This is a genomic window from Actinomadura monticuli (genome assembly GCF_041463655.1).
GTDB classification, from domain to species: Bacteria; Actinomycetota; Actinomycetes; order Streptosporangiales; family Streptosporangiaceae; genus Spirillospora; species Spirillospora monticuli.
This window is the reverse complement of record NZ_JAXCEI010000001.1, coordinates 241151-258197: the sequence shown is the minus strand read 5'-3', so window position 1 is coordinate 258197 and position 17047 is coordinate 241151. Positions and strand designations below refer to the sequence as shown.

Here is a 17047-nt window from a genome sequence, read left to right as displayed (position 1 = left end):
GATGGCGTCCCTCGTCGACCGGCACACCGGGTTCGTCGCCGAGCTGCGCAGGGCGGGGCTGCCGGTGTCGGTCGCCGAGGGCCTGGACGCGGTCCGCGCCCTGCAGGCGATCGACCTGCTCGACCGCGAGTCGCTGCGCGCCGCCTACGCCGCGACGGTCGTCAAGCGGCCCCAGCACCGCCCGACCTTCGACACGCTCTTCGACCTGTGGTTCCCGGCCGCGGTCGGGGCCGGCGCGGGCGCGCCGGCCGGGCGCGGCGCGCGGACGCTCGGCGACGACGGGCGCCCGGTCCCGCCCGCGCTGGATCCGCGGGTCCAGGACCGCCGCGGCGAGCTGGCGGAGCTGCTGCTCTCCGGCGACGACGCGGGCCTGCGGCAGTTCGCCCGGACGGCCGTCGCCGAGTACGGGCAGACGCCCGGGCAGGAGTCGTGGTTCTCCTCCGGCGTCCTGACCGCGCTGTCGCCGGAGACGCTGATGGCGCGGCTGCTCAACGCCGTCCTCGGCGGGCAGGAGCGCGGCGGGATGGCCGAGCGGGTCGCGCGCCGGACGTTCCGCGACCGCATCGCCCGCTTCCAGGACCTGGTCGCCGGCGAGGTGCGGCGCCGCATCGCCGAGGACACCGGCGTCGAGCGGACCGCCCGCATCGCCGTCCGGCCGCCGCTGGAGCGGCTGGACTTCGCGAGCGCGAGCCGGGCCGAGATGGAGGCGCTGCGCCGCGAGGTGTACCCGCTGGCCCGCAAGCTGGCGTCCCGCCTGGTGCAGCGGCAGCGGCACGGCCGCCGCGGGCGGCTCGACTTCCGCCGGACGGTGCGCGCGTCCCTCGCCAGCGGGGGAGTGCCGCTCACCACGCACCACCGGCCGCGCCGCCCGCACAAGCCGGAACTGGTCGTGCTGTGCGACGCCAGCGACTCGGTGTCGGCGTTCGCGCACTTCACCCTGCTGCTGACGTTCGCGCTGCGCGAGCAGTTCAGCAAGGTCCGCGCGTTCGCGTTCATCGACGCCACCGACGAGATCACCAAGTACTTCGCGCCCGGCACCGACGTGGTGGACGCGATGGCGCGCCTCGCCGCCGAGGCCGACCTCGTCTGGATCACCGGCCGCTCCAACTACGGCCACGCGATCAAGGTGTTCGACGACAGGTACCGGGACGCCGTCACGTCCAGGACGTCCCTGCTGATCCTCGGCGACGCGCGCTCCAACTACGGGGAGCTGTCGCTGCCGATCGTGCGCTCGATGGTGGACCGCGCCCGGCACGCGTACTGGCTCAACCCCGAGCCGCGCGACCGGTGGGACACCGGTGACTCCGCCGCGTCCCGCTACGGCGAGCTGCTCCCCATGTTCGAGTGCCGCAACCTGACGCAGCTCGCCGCCTTCGTCGAGGAGCTGGCCTAGCCGGACGCGGGCCGGCGGTCGCGGATGACCAGGGCGAGGGCGGCGTAGGCGAGGGCGGCGACCGCGGAGACGACCATGGCGGTGTTGGTGCCGCGGGCCAGCGCGGACGGGTCGTGCCCGGAGCCGGTCGCGACGGCGCCGACGACCGCCACCCCGAGCGACGCCCCGATGTAGCGGGCGGTGTTGTTGGCGCCGGCGCCCATGCTCGCCCGGTCCGCGGGGACGCTCTCCACGGCCAGCCGGGCGAGCATCGCGTTGGTGAGGCCGCTCGCGACGCCGGCGACGGCGAGGCCGGGGGCGAGGCGCCACCAGTGCGCGTCCGGGGCCAGGTCCGCCATCGCGAACTCGCTGACGGCGGCGAGCGCGAACCCGGCGGCCAGCAGCCGCCGGACGGGCAGCCGCGCCGGGAGCCGGTGCGCCTGCAGCGCGACGGCGAACGACAGCGCGGACCAGATCGCGAGGACGAGCGCCGCCTCGACCGGCGACAGGCCCATGACCAGGCTCATCATCGTCGCCAGGTAGGTCATGACGCCGATCACGGCGAGCCCGGTGACGAGTGCGCCCGTCACCGACAGCAGGAACGCGGGCCGCCGGAACAGCGCGAGGTCGACCAGGGGGTCCCGGCGCCGCGACTCGACCAGCGCGAACGCGGCGAGCAGGACGGCCGCGACCGCGAACAGCGCGAGGACGGCCGGGGACGTCCAGCCCGTGCGGCCCCAGGTGATCGCCGCGACGAGCGCCGCGACGCCCAGGCTCATGGTGGCGAGGCCCGGGACGTCCACGCCGCGCGGCCGCTCGGCCCGCGACTCCGCCAGCGTGCGGGCGGCCGCGGCGGCGAGCACGGCGGACGCGGCGACCGTCGCCCAGTACCAGAGCCGCCACCCGCCGAGCACGGTCAGCCCGGCCGCGCCGATCGGGCCGAGCGCGATGCCGAGGCCGACCATCGCGCCCCACGCGCCGGTCGCCCGCGCCCGGCGCGGGCCCTCGAACGACGCGCCGACGATGCCGAGCCCGGTGACCAGCAGCGCGGCGCTGGCGGCGCCCTGCGCGATCCGGCCCGCGACGAACACCGGGGCGTTGGGGGCGAGGGCGCACGCCACGCTGGAGACGGCGAGCGCCGCCGCCCCGAGGACGAACATCCGCTTGCGGCCGTGGTCGTCGGCGAGCCCGCCGGCCGCGAGCAGCGCCGCCGACAGGCCCAGGCTGATGGAGCTCATCAGCCAGATCTGCGCGGTCGCCCCGGCGTGCAGGCCGCGGGCGGTGTCGGCGAGCGTCGCCGCCGGCGCGCAGTAGTTCATGAGGGCCAGCAGGGTCGCGGCGGCCGGCAGCGCCAGCGCGGCGGGCGGGCCGGACGCGCGGCGCGCCGCGCGCGGTGCGGCCAGGGTCGTCATGTGCTCTCCCGTCAAGTTCAGTGAACGAACTAGAATGAGCCGACGGTAGCACGCCTGGTTCAATCATTGAACTCCCCGGCGGGTAATGTGGGGCGCATGGCACTCGGCAAGGACTACGCGGCGCAGGACTGCTCGCTGGCCCGCGCGCTGGAGGTCGTGGGGGAGCGCTGGACGCTGCTGATCATCAGGGACGCCTTCTACGGCGTGCGCCGGTTCAGCGACTTCCTCGTCCACCTGGACATCCCGCGGGCGGTGCTGTCGGCGCGCCTGCAGTCGCTCGTCGAGACCGGGGTCCTGGTCAAGGAGGGCCACGACTACCTGCTGACGGACATGGGCAAGGAGCTGTGGCCCGTCGTGCACACGCTCGCCCGCTGGGCCGAGGACCACCTGGCCGCCGAGGCGTGCCGCGTCTTCGTCCACGTGGCCTGCGGCACCCGGGTCGGCCCGGACGGGACGTGCTCCGGCTGCGGGCGCCACGTCCGTCCGGAGGAGCTGGAGATCCACGCCGGGCCGGGGGTGCGGCGGCGCACCGACCCGGTCAGCCTGGTGCTGCGGTCACCGCACCGCCTGCTGGACCCGATTCGCACCTGAGTGAGCAATCCCTCGCCGAGAACGCGCGCCTGCTGTCGGGTTTTGCGGGATTTGACCGGCTAATCTGCACGCTCATGGAGACCGAAAAGGCGACGCCTGCGCCACGGCCCAGGCGGAACCGGCTCGGCCTCCTGTGGCGGCTGATCGACGGCGCGCCCGGCGACTCGCGCGCGCGGATCGCCCGCCGCGCCCGCATCCTCGTCACGATCGCCACCGGGCTCGCCAACCTCGGCGGCGCCCTCGTCGTCCTGGTGTTCGCGGTCGTCGTCCCCGACCCGGTCGGGCACGTCTCCGACCGGCTCCAGCTCATCAACCTGGTCGTCTTCACCGCCTACGTGTCCGCGGCCGTGCCCGTCGGCCTGCTGCTCGGCGAGCGGTTCTTCCGCCGCGTCCGGCGCCTCGTCGAGCGGCACGACGAGCCCGACCGGCACGAGCGCGCCCTGCTGCTGTACGGGCCGCTGCGGCTGATGGCCCTGCACCTGACGCTGTGGGGCATCGGGACGGTCGGCTGGGTCGTCATCAACGCCCCGTTCTCCGGGCTGCTCGCCGTCAAGCTCGGCCTGACCAGCCTGCTCGGCGGCCTCACCACCTGCACGATCGTCTACCTGCTGACCGAGCGGCTGCTGCGCCGCGCGGTGACCACCGCGATGCGCAGCGAGCTGCCGAGCCGCACCGGCCTGCCCGGCGTCGTCGCCCGCTCCGTGCTCGCCTGGGGCCTCGGCACCGCCGTCCCGATCCTCGGCCTGATCACCCTCGCCATCGGCTCGTTCGTCATCGCCCGGATCACCGTGCGGGACTTCGCCGTCGCGGTGCTCGCGCTCGGCGGCATCGCGCTCCTCGTCGGGCTCGGCGTCACCTACACCGCCGCCCGCGCCATCGCCGACCCGGTCGAGTCGGTGCGGCTCGGCCTCGCCCGCGTGCAGCGCGGCGACCTGGACGTCGAGGTCCCCGTCTACGACGCCAGCGAGGTCGGGCTGCTGCAGGCCGGGTTCAACCACATGGCGGCCGGGCTGCGCGAGCACGAGCGGCTCCGCGACCTGTTCGGCCGGCAGGTCGGCGCGGACGTCGCGCGCGTCGCCGTCGAGCGCGGCATCGACCTCGGCGGCGAGCTGCGGGAGGTCGCGGTGATCTTCGTGGACATCATCGGCTCCACCCGGCTCGCCGCCGACCGGCCGCCCGCCGCGGTCGTCCGGCTGCTGAACGACTTCTTCGCCGTCGTCGTCGAGGTCGTCGGCGCGCACGGCGGCTGGATCAACAAGTTCGAGGGCGACGCCGCGCTCGCGATCTTCGGCGCGCCGCTCCCGCTGGACGGCGCGCCCGGCCGCGCGCTCGCCGCGGCCCGCGAGCTGGCCCGCCGGCTGCGCGAGGACGTCCCCGAACTGGCGGCGGCGGTCGGCGTCTCGGCGGGCGAGGCGGTCGCCGGGCACATCGGCGCCGAGGAGCGCTTCGAGTACACCGTGATCGGCGACCCGGTGAACGAGGCCGCCCGCCTCACCGACATGGCCAAGGGCACCGAGGAGCGGGTCCTCGCCTCGGGCTCCCTCGTCGCGCAGGCCGACCCCGAGGAGGCCGCGCGGTGGTCGCTCGGCGAGGAGGTCACGCTCCGGGGCCGGACGCGGGCCACCCGGCTCGCGTCGCCGCGCCCGTCCGAGCGCGTCCCCTCCTAGGACGGGCCGAGGGTGGCGCCCTTCAGCGTCGTGTAGAACGGCGACTCCGAGAGGCGCGAGCCCTGCTCCTCGCCGATATAGACGTCGGCGTGGTTCTCGCCCCCGTAGCCGGGACGGAACAGATCGGTGACCGTCCAGCGGGCCTTCCGGAACACCGCGCACACCTCGCCCTGGACGGGGCGGCCGTTGCCGTCCTTGCCGCACCCGACGATCGCGAACCGCCGGCCCCGCGCCAGGACGGACTTGTCGGCCGCCGCCGACGCCCACGGCCGCAGCGGACGCCCCCGCGAGTCGCGCGTCGTGTCGTCCAGCCAGAAGCCGACGCTGTGCGACCAGTTCAGGTACCGGCCCCGCCGCGGCCCCTCGGTGATGCGCCCGCTGCCCTCCATCTGGACGACCTTGAGGAAGTCGGCCGGATACGCCCCGAGCGGAGACTTCCCGTGCGAGCAGTGGAACGTCTCGCACCCCCGGACCGCCTTGCGCTCACCGTCGTAGAGGCTTTCGCGCGCCGTGTAGTAGGTGGTGACGCGCCACCCGCCGGCCCGTCCGAGCAACGGGGAGCCCGTCAGCGCCGGCGCCGGCGCGGTCGACGCGGCCGACGCGGTCGCGGCGGGGGCCGGCGCCGCCGGCGGCGGGACCCGTCCCGCCGCCCCCTCGGCGCTCTGCCCGCACCCCGCCAGCGCCCCGCACAGCAGCAGGGCCAGCGGCGCCCCCCGTCGCATCGCACCCTCCCGGCCCCGGACGCCTGCCCGCCACGCCTGCCCGCCACGCCTGTCCGACACGCCTGTCCGACACGGGGGACACTAGCCGGGTCAGTGCCCGCGGGCCATCCACTCGGCCAGATGCGGCGCCTCGGCGCCGATCGTGGTGGAGTCGCCGTGCCCGGTGCGGACGGTCGTCTCCGGCGGCAGCGTCAGCAGCCGCTCCCGGATCGAGGTGATGATCGTCGGGAAGTCGGAGAACGACCGGCCGGTCGCGCCCGGCCCGCCGCTGAACAGCGTGTCGCCGGAGAACACCGTGCCCAGCGCGGGCGCGTGCAGGCAGACCGCGCCGGGGCTGTGGCCCGGCGTGTGCAGGACGGTCAGCCCGGTGCCCGCCACCGTGATGACCTGGCCGTCGGCGAGGTCGCCGTCGGGGCTGAGGTCCGGGTGCCTCTGCTTCCACAGCATGAGGTCGTCCGGGTGCAGCAGGATCGGCGCGCCCGTGCGCGCCTTCAACGCGGGCGCCGCGTCGATGTGGTCGTCGTGCCCGTGCGTGGACACGATCGCCACGAGGCGCCGGTCGCCGACCGCCGCCGCGATCGCGTCGGCGTCGTGCGCGGCGTCGATGACGATCGCCTCGGCGTCGTCGCCGACGATCCAGACGTTGTTGTCGACCTCCCACGTGCCGCCGTCGAGGGAGAACGTCCCGGAGGTGACGACGTGGTCGATGCGCGCCCGCGGCGCGTCCGCGGCCATCAGAGCATCACGACCGAGCGCAGCACGTCGCCGTGGTGCATCTTCTCGAACGCCGCCTCCACGTCGCCCAGCCCGATCGTCTCGGACACGAACGCGTCGAGGTCCAGGCGGCCCTGCAGGTAGAGGTCGATGAGCATCGGGAAGTCGCGCGAGGGCAGGCAGTCGCCGTACCAGGACGACTTGAGCGACCCGCCGCGCCCGAAGACGTCCAGCAGCGGCAGCTCCAGCCTCATCTCCGGCGTGGGGACCCCGACGAGCACCACGGTCCCCGCGAGGTCGCGCGCGTAGAACGCCTGCTCGTAGGTCTCCGGGCGGCCGACCGCGTCCACGACCACGTCGGCGCCGAACCCGCCGGTCAGCTCGCGCACGGTCTCGACGACGTCCTTCTCCCGGCCGTTGACGGTGTGCGTGGCGCCGAGCGCGGACGCGGTGGTCAGCTTCCGCTCGTCCAGGTCCACCGCGATGATGCGCGCCGCGCCGGCGAGCCGCGCGCCGAGCACCGCCGCCGCGCCCACCCCGCCGCAGCCGATGACCGCGACCGAGTCGCCCCGCCCGACCCGGCCGGTGTTGATCGCCGCGCCGAGCCCGGCCATCACGCCGCACCCGAGCAGCCCCGCCACCTCGGGCTTCGCCGCCGGGTCGACCTTCGTGCACTGCCCCGCGTGCACCAGCGTCTTGTCGGCGAAGGCGCCGATGCCGAGCGCGGGGGACAGCTCGGTGCCGTCCTCCAGCGTCATCTTCCGCGCGGCGTTGTGGGTGTCGAAGCAGTACCAGGGACGCCCCCGCAGGCAGGCCCGGCACTGCCCGCACACCGCCCGCCAGTTCAGGACGACGAAGTCGCCCGGCGCCACCTCGGTCACGCCGTCGCCGACGGACTCGACGACCCCGGCCGCCTCGTGCCCGAGCAGGAACGGGAACTCGTCGTTGATCCCGCCCTCGCGGTAGTGCAGGTCGGTGTGGCAGACCCCGCACGCCTGGACATCGACGACCGCCTCGCCCGGACCCGGGTCCGGGACGTTGATCGTCTCGATCCGCACGGGCTGGCCCTTGCCCGGTGCGACGACCCCGCGTACCTGCTGCGCCATACTGCCGCCTCTCCTCGTCTCGCTCTCCTCCCGACCCTATATATCCCGGCCCTGGTACAGCCCGTCCCGACCTGCCCGCGCCCTGCCGTCCGGGCGGACACCCCCACGAGTACGAGGGGAGAGATCACCCGTGTGCGGGATGCGCGTCCGGACGGCGGGAGTGGAAGGACGTCCCGTCCGAGACGACGGCGTCACTGGACATGCTCCGGGCCGCCCGCGACTTCGCGCCCCGCAGGGGGCGCGTCCTGGACGGCCGGGTCTTCGCCACCGGCTTCTCGCAGGGCGCCTCGTCCGCCCTCGGCCTCGCCCGGGCTCTCCAGGACGGCGCCGACCGCCGGTTCCGGCTTCGCGCGGTCGCCCCGATCAGCGGCGCCTACGACTTCCGGGGCGCCGAGCTGCCGGCGCTGCTGCGCGGGGAGCTGGACGAGAAGATGTCCGTCGCCTACGCCTCGTATCTGCTCACGGCCTGGAACCGCGTCCATGGCGGCATCTACGCGACCCCTCGGGAGGTGTTCCAGGAGGAGAGTACGCGGGCCGCGTCGAAGGCTACTTCGACGGCACCACACCCGGGCCCGTCATGCTCAAGGGCCTGCCGGACACGCTCGGTGAACTCCTCACCCCACGCGGCTTCGAGACGCTGCGCCACCCGTCCGGCACCTTCGCCGAGGCCCTGCGCGTGGACGCGGAGGTCTGCGCCGCCTGGACGCCCCGCGTCCCCGTCCGCCTCTACAAGACGGCGGGCGACGAGCAGGCCGCGACCGCCAACACCGACCACTGCGCCACCTGGCTCCGGCGGCGCGGCGTGGACGTCCCGGTCGTCGACGTGGGCGACACGCTCTACGGCGGCTCCCGCCATCTCGGCTCCAACGTCGCGGGCACCGCCCGGATCGTCCGCTGGTTCGCCGCGCTCAGGTGAAGCGGATGGCCTGGAGCTTGTCGGCGGCGTCGCGGTCGAGGACCGTGACGCCGGCGGCGGGCGGCAGGGGGCCGCCGCCGCGGGCGCGGTCGATGAGGGGGCGCCAGCGGCGGCAGTGGCGGTTGAACGTGGTGGACGTGACGACGCGGCCGCGGGCGAACTGGCCGGCCCGCGCGGTCTCGGGGGCGACGTCGATGAGGATCAGGTGCAGCCGCCCGCCGCGCCGGCGCGCCAGCCAGGCGAACAGGTGCAGGATGTGCGGCCAGGTGCCGCGGGTGTGCGCGACGACCCCGTGCCCGGTGAGGATCGCCCGGCCGATGCGCCACACGTGGGTGGCGTGGACGAGCGGGGTGCGCAGCCGCACGGGGAGGGGACGCAGGAACCGCGCCCACCAGTTGCGGGACTGCCGGGAGTCGATCACCAGCGCGCCGCCGGCGGGCACCGGCGCCGTCTCGTCGCCCCGCAGCCCGTAGAGCCGGTCGAGCAGCGTGCTCTTGCCCGCCCCCGGCAGCCCGGCGACCAGCACCAGCGAGCCCGCCGGGTAGCGCAGGGCGGGTTCCGGATCCACCTCGTGGACTTCGTGGATGGTCGTCTCCTGGGTTCGGCCCGGTGGTGAAGGGGCCAACGAACACCCCCCACCGCTTGTTCCGCCTCGGGCCGCGGAGTCACCAGCCCCGTTCGCGCCACTCCGGGAGCGAGGGGCGCTCGCGGCCGAGGGTCGAGTCCTTGCCGTGGCCGGGGTAGAACCAGGTGGCGTCGGGCAGGCGGTCGAAGACGCGCTCCTCGACGTCGGCGAGGAGCTGCTTGAAGCGGGTCGGGTCGCCCCACGTGTTGCCGACGCCGCCCGGGAAGAGGCTGTCGCCGGTGAACAGGTGCGGCCGGTCGGCGAGCTCGCCGCCGGCGTCGTACAGCAGCGCGATCGAGCCGGGCGTGTGGCCGCGCAGGTGGATGACGTCCAGGGACACCCGCCCGAACCGGACGGTGTCGCCGTGCTCGACGGGCTCGGCGACCGGCTCCGGCAGCGCCTCGACGTCGCGCGGGTGGGCGGCGACCGGGGCGCCGGTGGCGCGCACCACCTCGCTCAGCGCCATCCAGTGGTCCTGGTGGCGGTGCGTGGTGACGACGCGGGTGAGGGGCCCGTCGCCGACCAGCTCCAGCAGCCGGGGCGCCTCGTTGGCCGCGTCGACGAGCAGCTGCTCGCCGGTCGCGGCGCAGCGCAGCAGGTAGGCGTTGTTGTCGTACGGGCCGACCGCCACCTTCGTGATCGTCAGCCCGGGCAGCTCCCGGACGTCGGGGCGTCCGCCGGTCTCGACGTTCCCGGTGTAGGTCATGGGTCCTCCCCGTCGGTCGTACGCAGGCTAGACCATCCTCCATCATCGCGCGGCGCCGGTGAACCACGGCCGCGGCGCGAATGAGTCACCGGACGCAGCCCAACCGTGCGCACGCGGACGGACAATCCCGCCTTGCCACCGCAGCATGGGAACTGGAAGATCAGGTTCGACCCGTGAGGACGGTGAAGCGTTGGTGACCGCATTCCGTCCCGGACCGGACAGGGAGAAGCCGGAGGACCTCCTCGGGCACGCCTGCACGCTGGTCCGGCTCTGCGGCAGGGACTCCGCCATCGCCGCGGTGTTCCTCGCCCTCGTGCTGGCCGGGACCGTCTCCCGGCTGGCGGCCGGCCCGCCCGGCCTCCCGGCGCTGGCGCTGCTGCCGGTGCCGGCCGGAGCGTTCGCGGTCTCGGCCGGCTACGCCGTCCGGTCGCGCCGCACACTGGTGGCGGTGCTCGGCGAGGTGCGCGGCCGGACCGGCTCGCCGGTCGACCCGGGCGTGCCGTGGACGCCGTTCGGGTCGGCGCTCGCGCTGGACGACCGGGTCCGCGACGCGGAGCTGCGGAGGCTGCTGTCGGCGGCGCACCGCTGCGGCGAGCTGTCCTGGCAGTCCGTCGCGTGGGCCGTGGCGACCTCCGTCCTGTTCCTCTTCTGGACGCTGGCGGCGGCGATGGCGGGAGGATGACCGGATTGATCGACCCCGTACCGACCGATCCCGCACTGGCCGACCACGTCCCCGACGTCCGGCCGGGCAGCTTCTGGGACCGGCTCGCCGCCACCGACCGGCAGGCCCTGCGCGCCATGGGCCGGCGCACCGACATCCCGCCCGGCGGGATGCTGTGCCACCAGGGGTCGGTGGCCCCCGCCGTGTACGTGGTGTTCAAGGCGTCGCCGCGCGCGGCGAGCAACGCGGTCGCCAAGGAGTTCGTCGACTCCAGCGACGGCGACGAGTCGATCATCGATCTGTTCGGGGCGGGCGACCTGGTCGGGTTCCTCGCCCCGTGGGGGCACCCGCAGCGCGGCACCGTCGCCGCGCTCGACCACGTCGCGGCGCTGCGGGTGGACCGCGCCAAGTTCCGCAGCCTCCTCGCCGCGAGCCCGCAGGTCGCCGAGGCGATGATGCACGCGATCTCGGAGGGCGTCACGTTCGGCGGACGCCGGCACGCGGTGCGGGCGGCCGACCACCCGCAGCGCCTCGCCTACCACCTGCTGGAGCTGGCGCACCGGTTCGGCGAGCCCGGCGCCGGGGGCGGGACGCGGATCCCGCTGAAGCTCAGCCAGGCCGAGCTGGCGAACTGGGCGGGGATCTCCCGCGAGACGCTGGTGCGGTGGTTCCGGTCGTGGCGGGCCAAGGGCATCCTCCACCAGCGGGCCCGCCCCCTCACCGTGCTGGACGTCGAGCGGCTGCGCCGCGCCGCGAGCCCGTGGGGGGACGAGTGGCCGGCCGCCGACGCCGAGCCCGCCCGCCCGGCCGAGACCGCCGAAACGGCGGGGGACGCCGGGATCGCGACCCGCGAGCCGGTGCGCCTGGACCCGCCGGGCGGCCGGCCGCCCGGCGCGCGTCTCCCCGCCGACAACCCGTTCTTCGCGGGGCGCGCGGTGAGCCTCAGCAAGCTGGACCTGCTGGTCGGCCAGTCCGTGTGGCCGCGTGCGGTGATCGTCCAGGGCATGGCCGGCGTGGGCAAGACGACGCTGGCGCTGCACTGGGCGCACCGCGTCGCCGACCGGTTCCCGGACGGCGCCCTGTTCGCCGACCTGCGCGGCACGACCCGCAGCCCGGCCACCCCGGCGGAGGCGATGGGGCAGGTGCTGCGCGCGGCGGGCGTGCCCGGCGACCAGCTGCCGCGCACCGAGGACGAGCTGGCGGCGCAGTGCGTCTCGCTGCTGCGCGACCGCCGGATGCTGCTGATCCTCGACAACGCCGTCCAGCCCGAGCAGGTGCGGCCGCTGCTGGCGGCGGTCGCGTCCGGGCTGGTCGTCGTGACGAGCCGGCGGCGGCTGCCCGCGCTGCTCGAAGGCGCCGACGTCCGGACCCTGGAGCTGCGGGAGATGGCGACGCAGGAGGCCGTCGACCTCATCTCCAACGTCCTCGGGCCGGGGGACGCCCGCGTCCGGGACGAGCACAAGGCCGTCGTGCGGCTGGCCCGCGAGTGCGGCCACCTGCCCCTCGCCCTCGGCGTCATCGCCGGCCGGCTGGCCGAGAACCCGGACGAGTCGATCGCCGGGACCGTCCGCGAGCTGGCCGCCCGCGACGCGCCCGGCGCCGCCGCGCCCGGGACGCCCGCGCCGGGGCTGAGCGCGGTCGTCGACCCGACGTTCGACGTCGCCTACCGCGGCCTGCGCCGGGACCAGCGGGAGGCGTTCCGCAGGCTCGCGCTCGTCGCCGGCCCCGACTTCACGCCCGCCGCCCTCGCCGCCCTCCAGGACCGGACGGCCGACGAGGCGCGCGAATGCCTGGAGGGGCTCCGGCAGGCGTACCTCGTGCACGACGCCGCCCCCGGCCGCTACCGGATGCACGACCTGCTGCGCGAGTTCGCCCGCGAGCGCGGGCTCAGGGAGGACTCCGACGGCGAGCTGCACGCGGCGCAGCGGCGCCTGCTCGCCGGGTACCTCGCCGAGGCCCGCGCGTCGGGCGCCGCGCTGCCCAACCGGCCCCGGCCCACCGCGCACCGCGGCCCGGCCGGCCGGGACGGGGCGCGCGGACGCCCCTCGGCGGCCGAGCGCGCGGCCGGGCTCGCCTGGTTCGAGGCCGAGCGGCGCAACCTGGTCGCCGCCGTCCACCAGGCCGCCCGGCTCGGCCTGCACCGCACCTGCTGGGAGCTCGCCGACGCGCTGTTCGACTTCCAGGAGTTCCGCCGCTACAGCGAGGACAACATCGCCGTCCAGCAGGCGGGCCTGCACGCGGCCCGCGCCGAGGAGGACTGGGCCGCGGCGGCCGTGATGCTGCACAACCTCGCGATGGCGCACTTCGAGCAGGGCGGCTCGGTCCAGGCCATCGGCTACGGGGAGGACGCGCGGCGCGGGTTCCGGGCCGTCGACCCGCCCGACCGGTACGGGGAGGCCGTCACCCTCGCCACGCTCGCCGACGTCCACGTCGTCCTCGGCCGCTACCTGACGGCGATCGACCACGCGCGGCGGTCCCTGGACATCCACGAGGAGCTGGGGGACGACGCCGGAGTGGCCAAGAGCCGCAGCACGCTCGCCCGCGCCCACCTCGGCCTCGGCGACTACGAGACGGCGCTGGAGCACGCCGCCACGGCGCTCGCCGTCCGGCGCCGGATCGACGACCAGGCGGGCACGGCCGAGACGCTGCTCACCCTCGCCGGCGTGCACCGGCGGCAGGGCAACGTGCACGAGGCGGTCACGCACGCGCTGGAGGCGCTGTCCATCCGGCAGGAGCTCGCCGACATGCACGGCGCCGCCGAGGCCCTGACCGAGCTCGCGCGGATGAACGCCGCGCTCGGCCTGCGCGGCATGGCCCAGCAGGACGCCGAGCAGGCCCTGCGCACCTACCGCGCCCTGGGCGGACGCCACGGAGAGGCGCGCGCGCTGACCACGCTCGGGATGCTGATGTGCGAGGCGACGAAGTTCGCCGAGGCGTTCACCTACTGCGGGCAGGCGCTGCGGCTGCACCGCGACACCAGCGACCGGCACGGCGAGTCCGAGGCGCTCGCGCAGATCGGGATCGTCCACTGGCGGCTCGGCCGGTACCGGGAGGCGCGCGAGCACCTGCTGCGGTCGGTGGAGATCCGCCGCGAGATCGGCGACCAGCACGGCGAGGCCCACGACCTGGAGCACCTGTCGGTCGTGATGCGCCGCCTCGGCCGCCCGCAGGAGGCGTTCGTCCTCGGCCTGGAGGCCCTCGACCTGTGGTCCCGGCTCGGCGCGCGGGGCGGCATGGCCGGGACGCTGGGCAGCCTCGCCCGCACCTACTCCTGGCTCGGGCTGCCCGAGGAGGCCGAGCGCGCGGCCCGGCAGGCGCTGCACCTGCGCAGGTCGGGCGGCGACTGGTACGGCCTCGGCGTCGGGCTGGACACCCTCGCCGCCGTGCTGCGCCGCGCGGGCCGCCCCGAGGAGGCGCTGACGGAGGAACTGGAGGCGCTGCGCTTCCTCGGCGAGGTCGGCGACCGGCACAGCGAGGCCACCGGACTGGTCCACCTCGCCGCCATCCACCTCGACCTCGGCCGCGCCGACGACGCGCTGGAGACCGGCATGCGCGCCCTGGACCTCGCCGCCGAGCTGGGCGCCGCCCGCGAGCAGGCGCACGCGCTGCACTCGATGGCCCGCGCGTCCCAGCTGCTCGGCAAGCACGCCCGCGCGGTGGAGCACGTCAACGCCGAGATCGCCATCCGCCGCGACATGGACGACCAGCGGGGGCTCCGGCAGGCGCTGCGGCTGCTGGGCGACTCCCATCTCGCGCTCGGCGACCGGGCCGCGGCGGCCGACTGCCTGCGCCGCGTCCGCGCCCTCGACAACCTGCTGGAATCGGAAAGGTCCCTCGACATGTGACGAGGGCCGCCCGCGGCGATCCGCCGATTGTCTCGCGGCGGGCGGGACTGGAGGATGGGGGTAGTCCATCGGCGCAGCGCCGCGTTCCCTGGGCCCCGACATGTGATCACGAGGGGCGTGGCCCCGGCCCCCGGCCGGGCCGGGTCCGGTGGGGAGGAGAGATGGCGGGCACCCGGTTCTGGGACGCGCTGGGCCCGCGCGTCCGGGAGGCGCTGCGCGCGTCCGCCGCCCCGGTGGTGATCCGGCCGGGCGCGTTCCTGATGCGCGAGCACACCCGCGCGTCGCAGGTCTTCGTGCTGCGCACCGGCGCCGTGAAGATCTGGGTGGACCGGGACGGCCAGATCGCCATCCTCGACGTGCTCGGGCCGGGGGACCTGGTCGGCGAGGTGGAGGCCGCCGACGGCGGGATCCGGCACGCCAACGCCGAGGCGATGACCCGGGTGGAGGCGCTCGTGCTGCCCGCCGCCCGGTTCCGCGGCGTCCTGGACGCCCACCCGGGGACGGTGTGGGCCGTCGCCGCCGTCCTCGCCGAGCGGCTGCGCGACTCCAACGAGCTGCGCGTCGCCCACTTCCCCGACGACCCCGGGCGCCGCCTCGCGGGCCGCCTGCTGCGCCTGGCCGAACGGTTCGGCACGCCCGTGAAGGAGGAGCGGCCGGACGGCGCGCCGGTGGAGGGCGTCCACGTCCAGGTGCCGATCTCCCAGCAGGACCTCGGCCGCTGGGCCGGGATGGGGCGCCGGAAGGTCGCGCAGATCCTCGCCGCCGAGCCGCTCCGCGACGGCCTGACCGTCGCCCGCAACGCGATCGTCGTCCGGTCCGCCGAGGCTCTGCGCAGGCTCGCCGGCGACGACTGACGCCCTCGCCGGCGCCGCCTCCTCGGGCGAGGACGGCTTAGAAGCCCGACGGCTCGTACGGCCAGGGCGGGGGCGCCGGGAGCGGGGCGTCCGGGCGGACGTGCACGCCGGACCCGTCGGTGCGGCCGCTCAGCCAGCCGAGCAGCGCCCGCGCCGAACCGGACGCCTCGGGGCCGCCCGCCGTCCAGCCCGGCGCGGCGGACTCGCCGGAGTCGGTCGCGGTGATCCGGTACCCGGCCAGCTCGCCGCGCCGCCCCTCCGGGAGCGCCGCCAGGCCGGTGAGCGTCGCCGCCGACGACCACCGGACGTACGGCTCGGGCCAGTCGGCGGGCCCGTACCCCGCGGCGAGGTCGGCGTGGTGCGCCTCGACCTCGTTCCACCGGCGGAACACCGTGTACCAGGCGGGGTGCGGCCAGCCCTGCATCGCCTTCACGGGAGCGTTCCAGGCGTCCTCGGAGAGCGCGCGGGCCTGCGCGGCGAACCGCTCTGCGGTGGCGCGGACGTCCGCGATCAGCTCGGCGCCGCTCCGGCCGGCGCCCGCGTCGAGGTCGGCGTTGCGCTTGTCCAGGCTCGGGTACTGCGGGATCTCCACCCCGGTCCGCGCCCATTCGAGCAGGTTCCACAGGGAGTCGGCGTTGCGGGCGATGTGGGTGGCGACGTGTCCGCGGCTCCACCCCGGCAGCGCCGACGGTCCGCGCAGGTCGGGCTCGGTGAGCCCGCCCAGAGTCCCGATGAGGCGCTCGGTGCCCGTGTCCAGCTCGTCGAGCACGGCCCGCCAGTGGATGACCCCGTCCATGACCCTCCTCAGCCGAAGAAGAGCCTCCATCCTGTCGCACCCGCCGGTCCCGTGCCAGACAATGGTGATCATGGATCTTCCGATCTGCACGACCTGCGGCGTCCAGTACGCCGGGCCGCGCCCCGACTGCCCGATCTGCGAGGACGAGCGCCAGTACGTCGGCTGGGACGGGCAGAGATGGACGTCCCTGGAGGAGCTGCGCGCCGGCCACCGGGGCCGGGTCGCCGAGGAGGGCCCGGACGTCGTCGGGATCGGCACCGAGCCGTCCACCGCCATCGGGCAGCGCGCCCTGCTGCTGCGGGCCCCGTCCGGCAACGTCCTGTGGGACATGGTCACCCACATCGACGACGACCTCGTCCGGCAGGTCGCCGAACTCGGCGGTGTCTCCGCGATCGCCATCAGCCACCCGCACTTCTACGGCTCGATGATCGAGTGGGCGCACGCGTTCGACGCGCCCGTCTACATCCACCAGGCCGACCGCCGCTGGGTGGCCCGACCGGACGACGCGGTCGTCTTCTGGGAGGGCGACGCCCACGAGCTGGCGGACGGCCTCACGCTGGTCAACGCTGGCGTCCACTTCGACGGCGGCCAGGTCCTGCACTGGCGCGACGGCCGCGCGCTGTTCTCCGGCGACATCCTGCAGGTGGTCAACGACCGCGACTGGGTGAGCTTCATGTACAGCTACCCGAACCTCATCCCGGAGCGTCCCCGGACGATCCGCCGCGCCTTGCGCCTGCTGGAGCCCTACGACTTCGACCGCGTCTACGGCGCCTGGTGGAGGAAGATCGTCTACACCGACGGCAAGGACGCCGTCCGGCGCTCCGCCGAGCGCTACCTCGGCTACGCCCTGGACGACGGGTGATTCGTCCGAGCGCCTCCGCCGCGGCCCTCCGTCCCAGGTGGGGTGGGGTGCGCGGTCCCCGGGGCGGGCGGGGTCGGGTGTTGCGGTGGCGGGGGGCGTTCGAACACGTGTACGGTGCGGAAGTGCCGTTCGGACCGCTCGGGCCGGGCGGGTAGCTTCATGAAATGCGGCGGCGGCCGTCGCCGTTACAGAGTCGGG

16 protein-coding genes are annotated in these 17047 nt (G+C 75.5%); 8 read left to right on the top strand and 8 right to left on the bottom strand.

All coding sequences use genetic code 11. The features are described 5' to 3' along the window. The first annotated feature begins 1 nt into the window (after position 1). Positions 2 to 1393 carry a vWA domain-containing protein gene (locus SM611_RS01240; protein WP_371946892.1) on the top strand — a complete coding sequence of 464 codons (1392 nt, stop codon included), beginning with the start codon at positions 2 to 4 and terminating at the stop codon, positions 1391 to 1393. Here SM611_RS01240 and SM611_RS01235 read toward each other — a convergent pair. Then, positions 1390 to 2784: an MFS transporter gene (locus SM611_RS01235; RefSeq protein WP_371946891.1), complete on the bottom strand. Its 1395-nt coding sequence runs from the start codon at positions 2782 to 2784 to the stop codon at positions 1390 to 1392. The genes SM611_RS01240 and SM611_RS01235 overlap by 4 nt on opposite strands. A gap of 96 nt (positions 2785 to 2880) precedes the next feature. On the opposite strand from SM611_RS01235, the gene SM611_RS01230 reads away from it, so the two are divergent. Both SM611_RS01230 and SM611_RS01225 read left to right on the top strand, forming a co-directional pair. Next, positions 2881 to 3375: a winged helix-turn-helix transcriptional regulator gene (locus tag SM611_RS01230; protein ID WP_371946890.1), complete on the top strand. Its 495-nt coding sequence runs from the start codon at positions 2881 to 2883 to the stop codon at positions 3373 to 3375. Between the two features lie 74 nt (positions 3376 to 3449). After that, the gene (locus SM611_RS01225; RefSeq protein ID WP_371946889.1) at positions 3450 to 5042 is read left to right on the top strand and encodes an adenylate/guanylate cyclase domain-containing protein; all 1593 of its coding nucleotides are present in this window, start codon (positions 3450 to 3452) and stop codon (positions 5040 to 5042) included. Here SM611_RS01225 and SM611_RS01220 read toward each other — a convergent pair. From SM611_RS01220 to SM611_RS01205, 4 genes are all read right to left on the bottom strand, one after another. After that, complete coding sequence (locus SM611_RS01220) at positions 5039 to 5764, bottom strand: hypothetical protein (protein WP_371946888.1); 726 nt, start codon at positions 5762 to 5764, stop codon at positions 5039 to 5041. The genes SM611_RS01225 and SM611_RS01220 overlap by 4 nt on opposite strands. Positions 5765 to 5854: 90 nt before the next feature. After that, the gene (locus tag SM611_RS01215; protein ID WP_371946887.1) at positions 5855 to 6499 is read right to left on the bottom strand and encodes an MBL fold metallo-hydrolase; all 645 of its coding nucleotides are present in this window, start codon (positions 6497 to 6499) and stop codon (positions 5855 to 5857) included. Next, positions 6499 to 7584 (bottom strand): S-(hydroxymethyl)mycothiol dehydrogenase, encoded by a 1086-nt coding sequence (locus SM611_RS01210; RefSeq protein WP_371946886.1) that lies wholly within the window; start codon positions 7582 to 7584, stop codon positions 6499 to 6501. The genes SM611_RS01215 and SM611_RS01210 overlap by 1 nt, the downstream gene beginning before the upstream one ends. Before the next feature lie 191 nt (positions 7585 to 7775). Further along, on the bottom strand, positions 7776 to 8066 hold the full coding sequence (locus tag SM611_RS01205) for a hypothetical protein (RefSeq protein WP_371946885.1): 291 nt from the start codon (positions 8064 to 8066) through the stop codon (positions 7776 to 7778). A gap of 95 nt (positions 8067 to 8161) precedes the next feature. Here SM611_RS01205 and SM611_RS01200 point away from each other — a divergent pair, with 95 nt between their 5' ends. Beyond that, positions 8162 to 8500, top strand: coding sequence for a hypothetical protein (locus SM611_RS01200; RefSeq protein ID WP_371946884.1), 339 nt, complete (start codon positions 8162 to 8164; stop codon positions 8498 to 8500). Here SM611_RS01200 and SM611_RS01195 read toward each other — a convergent pair. Both SM611_RS01195 and SM611_RS01190 read right to left on the bottom strand, forming a co-directional pair. After that, entirely contained in the window at positions 8493 to 9068 is a 576-nt protein-coding gene (locus SM611_RS01195; RefSeq protein WP_371946883.1) for an ATP-binding protein, read from the bottom strand. The two genes, SM611_RS01200 and SM611_RS01195, sit on opposite strands and share 8 nt — an antisense overlap. A 97-nt stretch (positions 9069 to 9165) precedes the next feature. Further along, positions 9166 to 9831, bottom strand: a complete 666-nt coding sequence (locus SM611_RS01190) for an MBL fold metallo-hydrolase (RefSeq protein ID WP_371946882.1) — start codon at positions 9829 to 9831, stop codon at positions 9166 to 9168. 193 nt (positions 9832 to 10024) lie between these two features. On the opposite strand from SM611_RS01190, the gene SM611_RS01185 reads away from it, so the two are divergent. The 3 genes from SM611_RS01185 to SM611_RS01175 all read left to right on the top strand — a co-directional run bounded on the left by SM611_RS01185 (position 10025) and on the right by SM611_RS01175 (position 15191). Further along, positions 10025 to 10513, top strand: a complete 489-nt coding sequence (locus SM611_RS01185) for a hypothetical protein (protein ID WP_371946881.1) — start codon at positions 10025 to 10027, stop codon at positions 10511 to 10513. Beyond that, positions 10510 to 14337: a tetratricopeptide repeat protein gene (locus tag SM611_RS01180; RefSeq protein WP_371946880.1), complete on the top strand. Its 3828-nt coding sequence runs from the start codon at positions 10510 to 10512 to the stop codon at positions 14335 to 14337. The genes SM611_RS01185 and SM611_RS01180 overlap by 4 nt, the downstream gene beginning before the upstream one ends. A 161-nt stretch (positions 14338 to 14498) precedes the next feature. Beyond that, positions 14499 to 15191, top strand: a complete 693-nt coding sequence (locus tag SM611_RS01175; RefSeq protein WP_371946879.1) for a Crp/Fnr family transcriptional regulator — start codon at positions 14499 to 14501, stop codon at positions 15189 to 15191. Between the two features lie 37 nt (positions 15192 to 15228). Here the strand turns inward: SM611_RS01175 and SM611_RS01170 are convergent, their stop codons facing one another. Then, positions 15229 to 15987, bottom strand: coding sequence for a maleylpyruvate isomerase family mycothiol-dependent enzyme (locus SM611_RS01170; protein ID WP_371946878.1), 759 nt, complete (start codon positions 15985 to 15987; stop codon positions 15229 to 15231). 70 nt (positions 15988 to 16057) lie between these two features. Here SM611_RS01170 and SM611_RS01165 point away from each other — a divergent pair, with 70 nt between their 5' ends. Continuing rightward, positions 16058 to 16849 (top strand): MBL fold metallo-hydrolase, encoded by a 792-nt coding sequence (locus tag SM611_RS01165; RefSeq protein ID WP_371946877.1) that lies wholly within the window; start codon positions 16058 to 16060, stop codon positions 16847 to 16849. Positions 16850 to 17047: the final 198 nt, after the last annotated feature.

Coding starts and splice junctions, on each gene's coding strand:
- SM611_RS01215 (WP_371946887.1), bottom strand. CDS start 6,499: ATGGCCGCGGACGCGCCGCGGGCGCGCATCGACCACGTCGTCACCTCC.
- SM611_RS01225 (WP_371946889.1), top strand. CDS start 3,450: ATGGAGACCGAAAAGGCGACGCCTGCGCCACGGCCCAGGCGGAACCGG.
- SM611_RS01200 (WP_371946884.1), top strand. CDS start 8,162: ATGCTCAAGGGCCTGCCGGACACGCTCGGTGAACTCCTCACCCCACGC.
- SM611_RS01220 (WP_371946888.1), bottom strand. CDS start 5,764: ATGCGACGGGGGGCGCCGCTGGCCCTGCTGCTGTGCGGGGCGCTGGCG.
- SM611_RS01210 (WP_371946886.1), bottom strand. CDS start 7,584: ATGGCGCAGCAGGTACGCGGGGTCGTCGCACCGGGCAAGGGCCAGCCC.
- SM611_RS01235 (WP_371946891.1), bottom strand. CDS start 2,784: ATGACGACCCTGGCCGCACCGCGCGCGGCGCGCCGCGCGTCCGGCCCG.
- SM611_RS01175 (WP_371946879.1), top strand. CDS start 14,499: ATGGCGGGCACCCGGTTCTGGGACGCGCTGGGCCCGCGCGTCCGGGAG.
- SM611_RS01170 (WP_371946878.1), bottom strand. CDS start 15,987: ATGGACGGGGTCATCCACTGGCGGGCCGTGCTCGACGAGCTGGACACG.
- SM611_RS01230 (WP_371946890.1), top strand. CDS start 2,881: ATGGCACTCGGCAAGGACTACGCGGCGCAGGACTGCTCGCTGGCCCGC.
- SM611_RS01165 (WP_371946877.1), top strand. CDS start 16,058: ATGGATCTTCCGATCTGCACGACCTGCGGCGTCCAGTACGCCGGGCCG.
- SM611_RS01180 (WP_371946880.1), top strand. CDS start 10,510: ATGACCGGATTGATCGACCCCGTACCGACCGATCCCGCACTGGCCGAC.
- SM611_RS01205 (WP_371946885.1), bottom strand. CDS start 8,066: ATGGACGCGGTTCCAGGCCGTGAGCAGATACGAGGCGTAGGCGACGGA.
- SM611_RS01190 (WP_371946882.1), bottom strand. CDS start 9,831: ATGACCTACACCGGGAACGTCGAGACCGGCGGACGCCCCGACGTCCGG.
- SM611_RS01240 (WP_371946892.1), top strand. CDS start 2: ATGGCGTCCCTCGTCGACCGGCACACCGGGTTCGTCGCCGAGCTGCGC.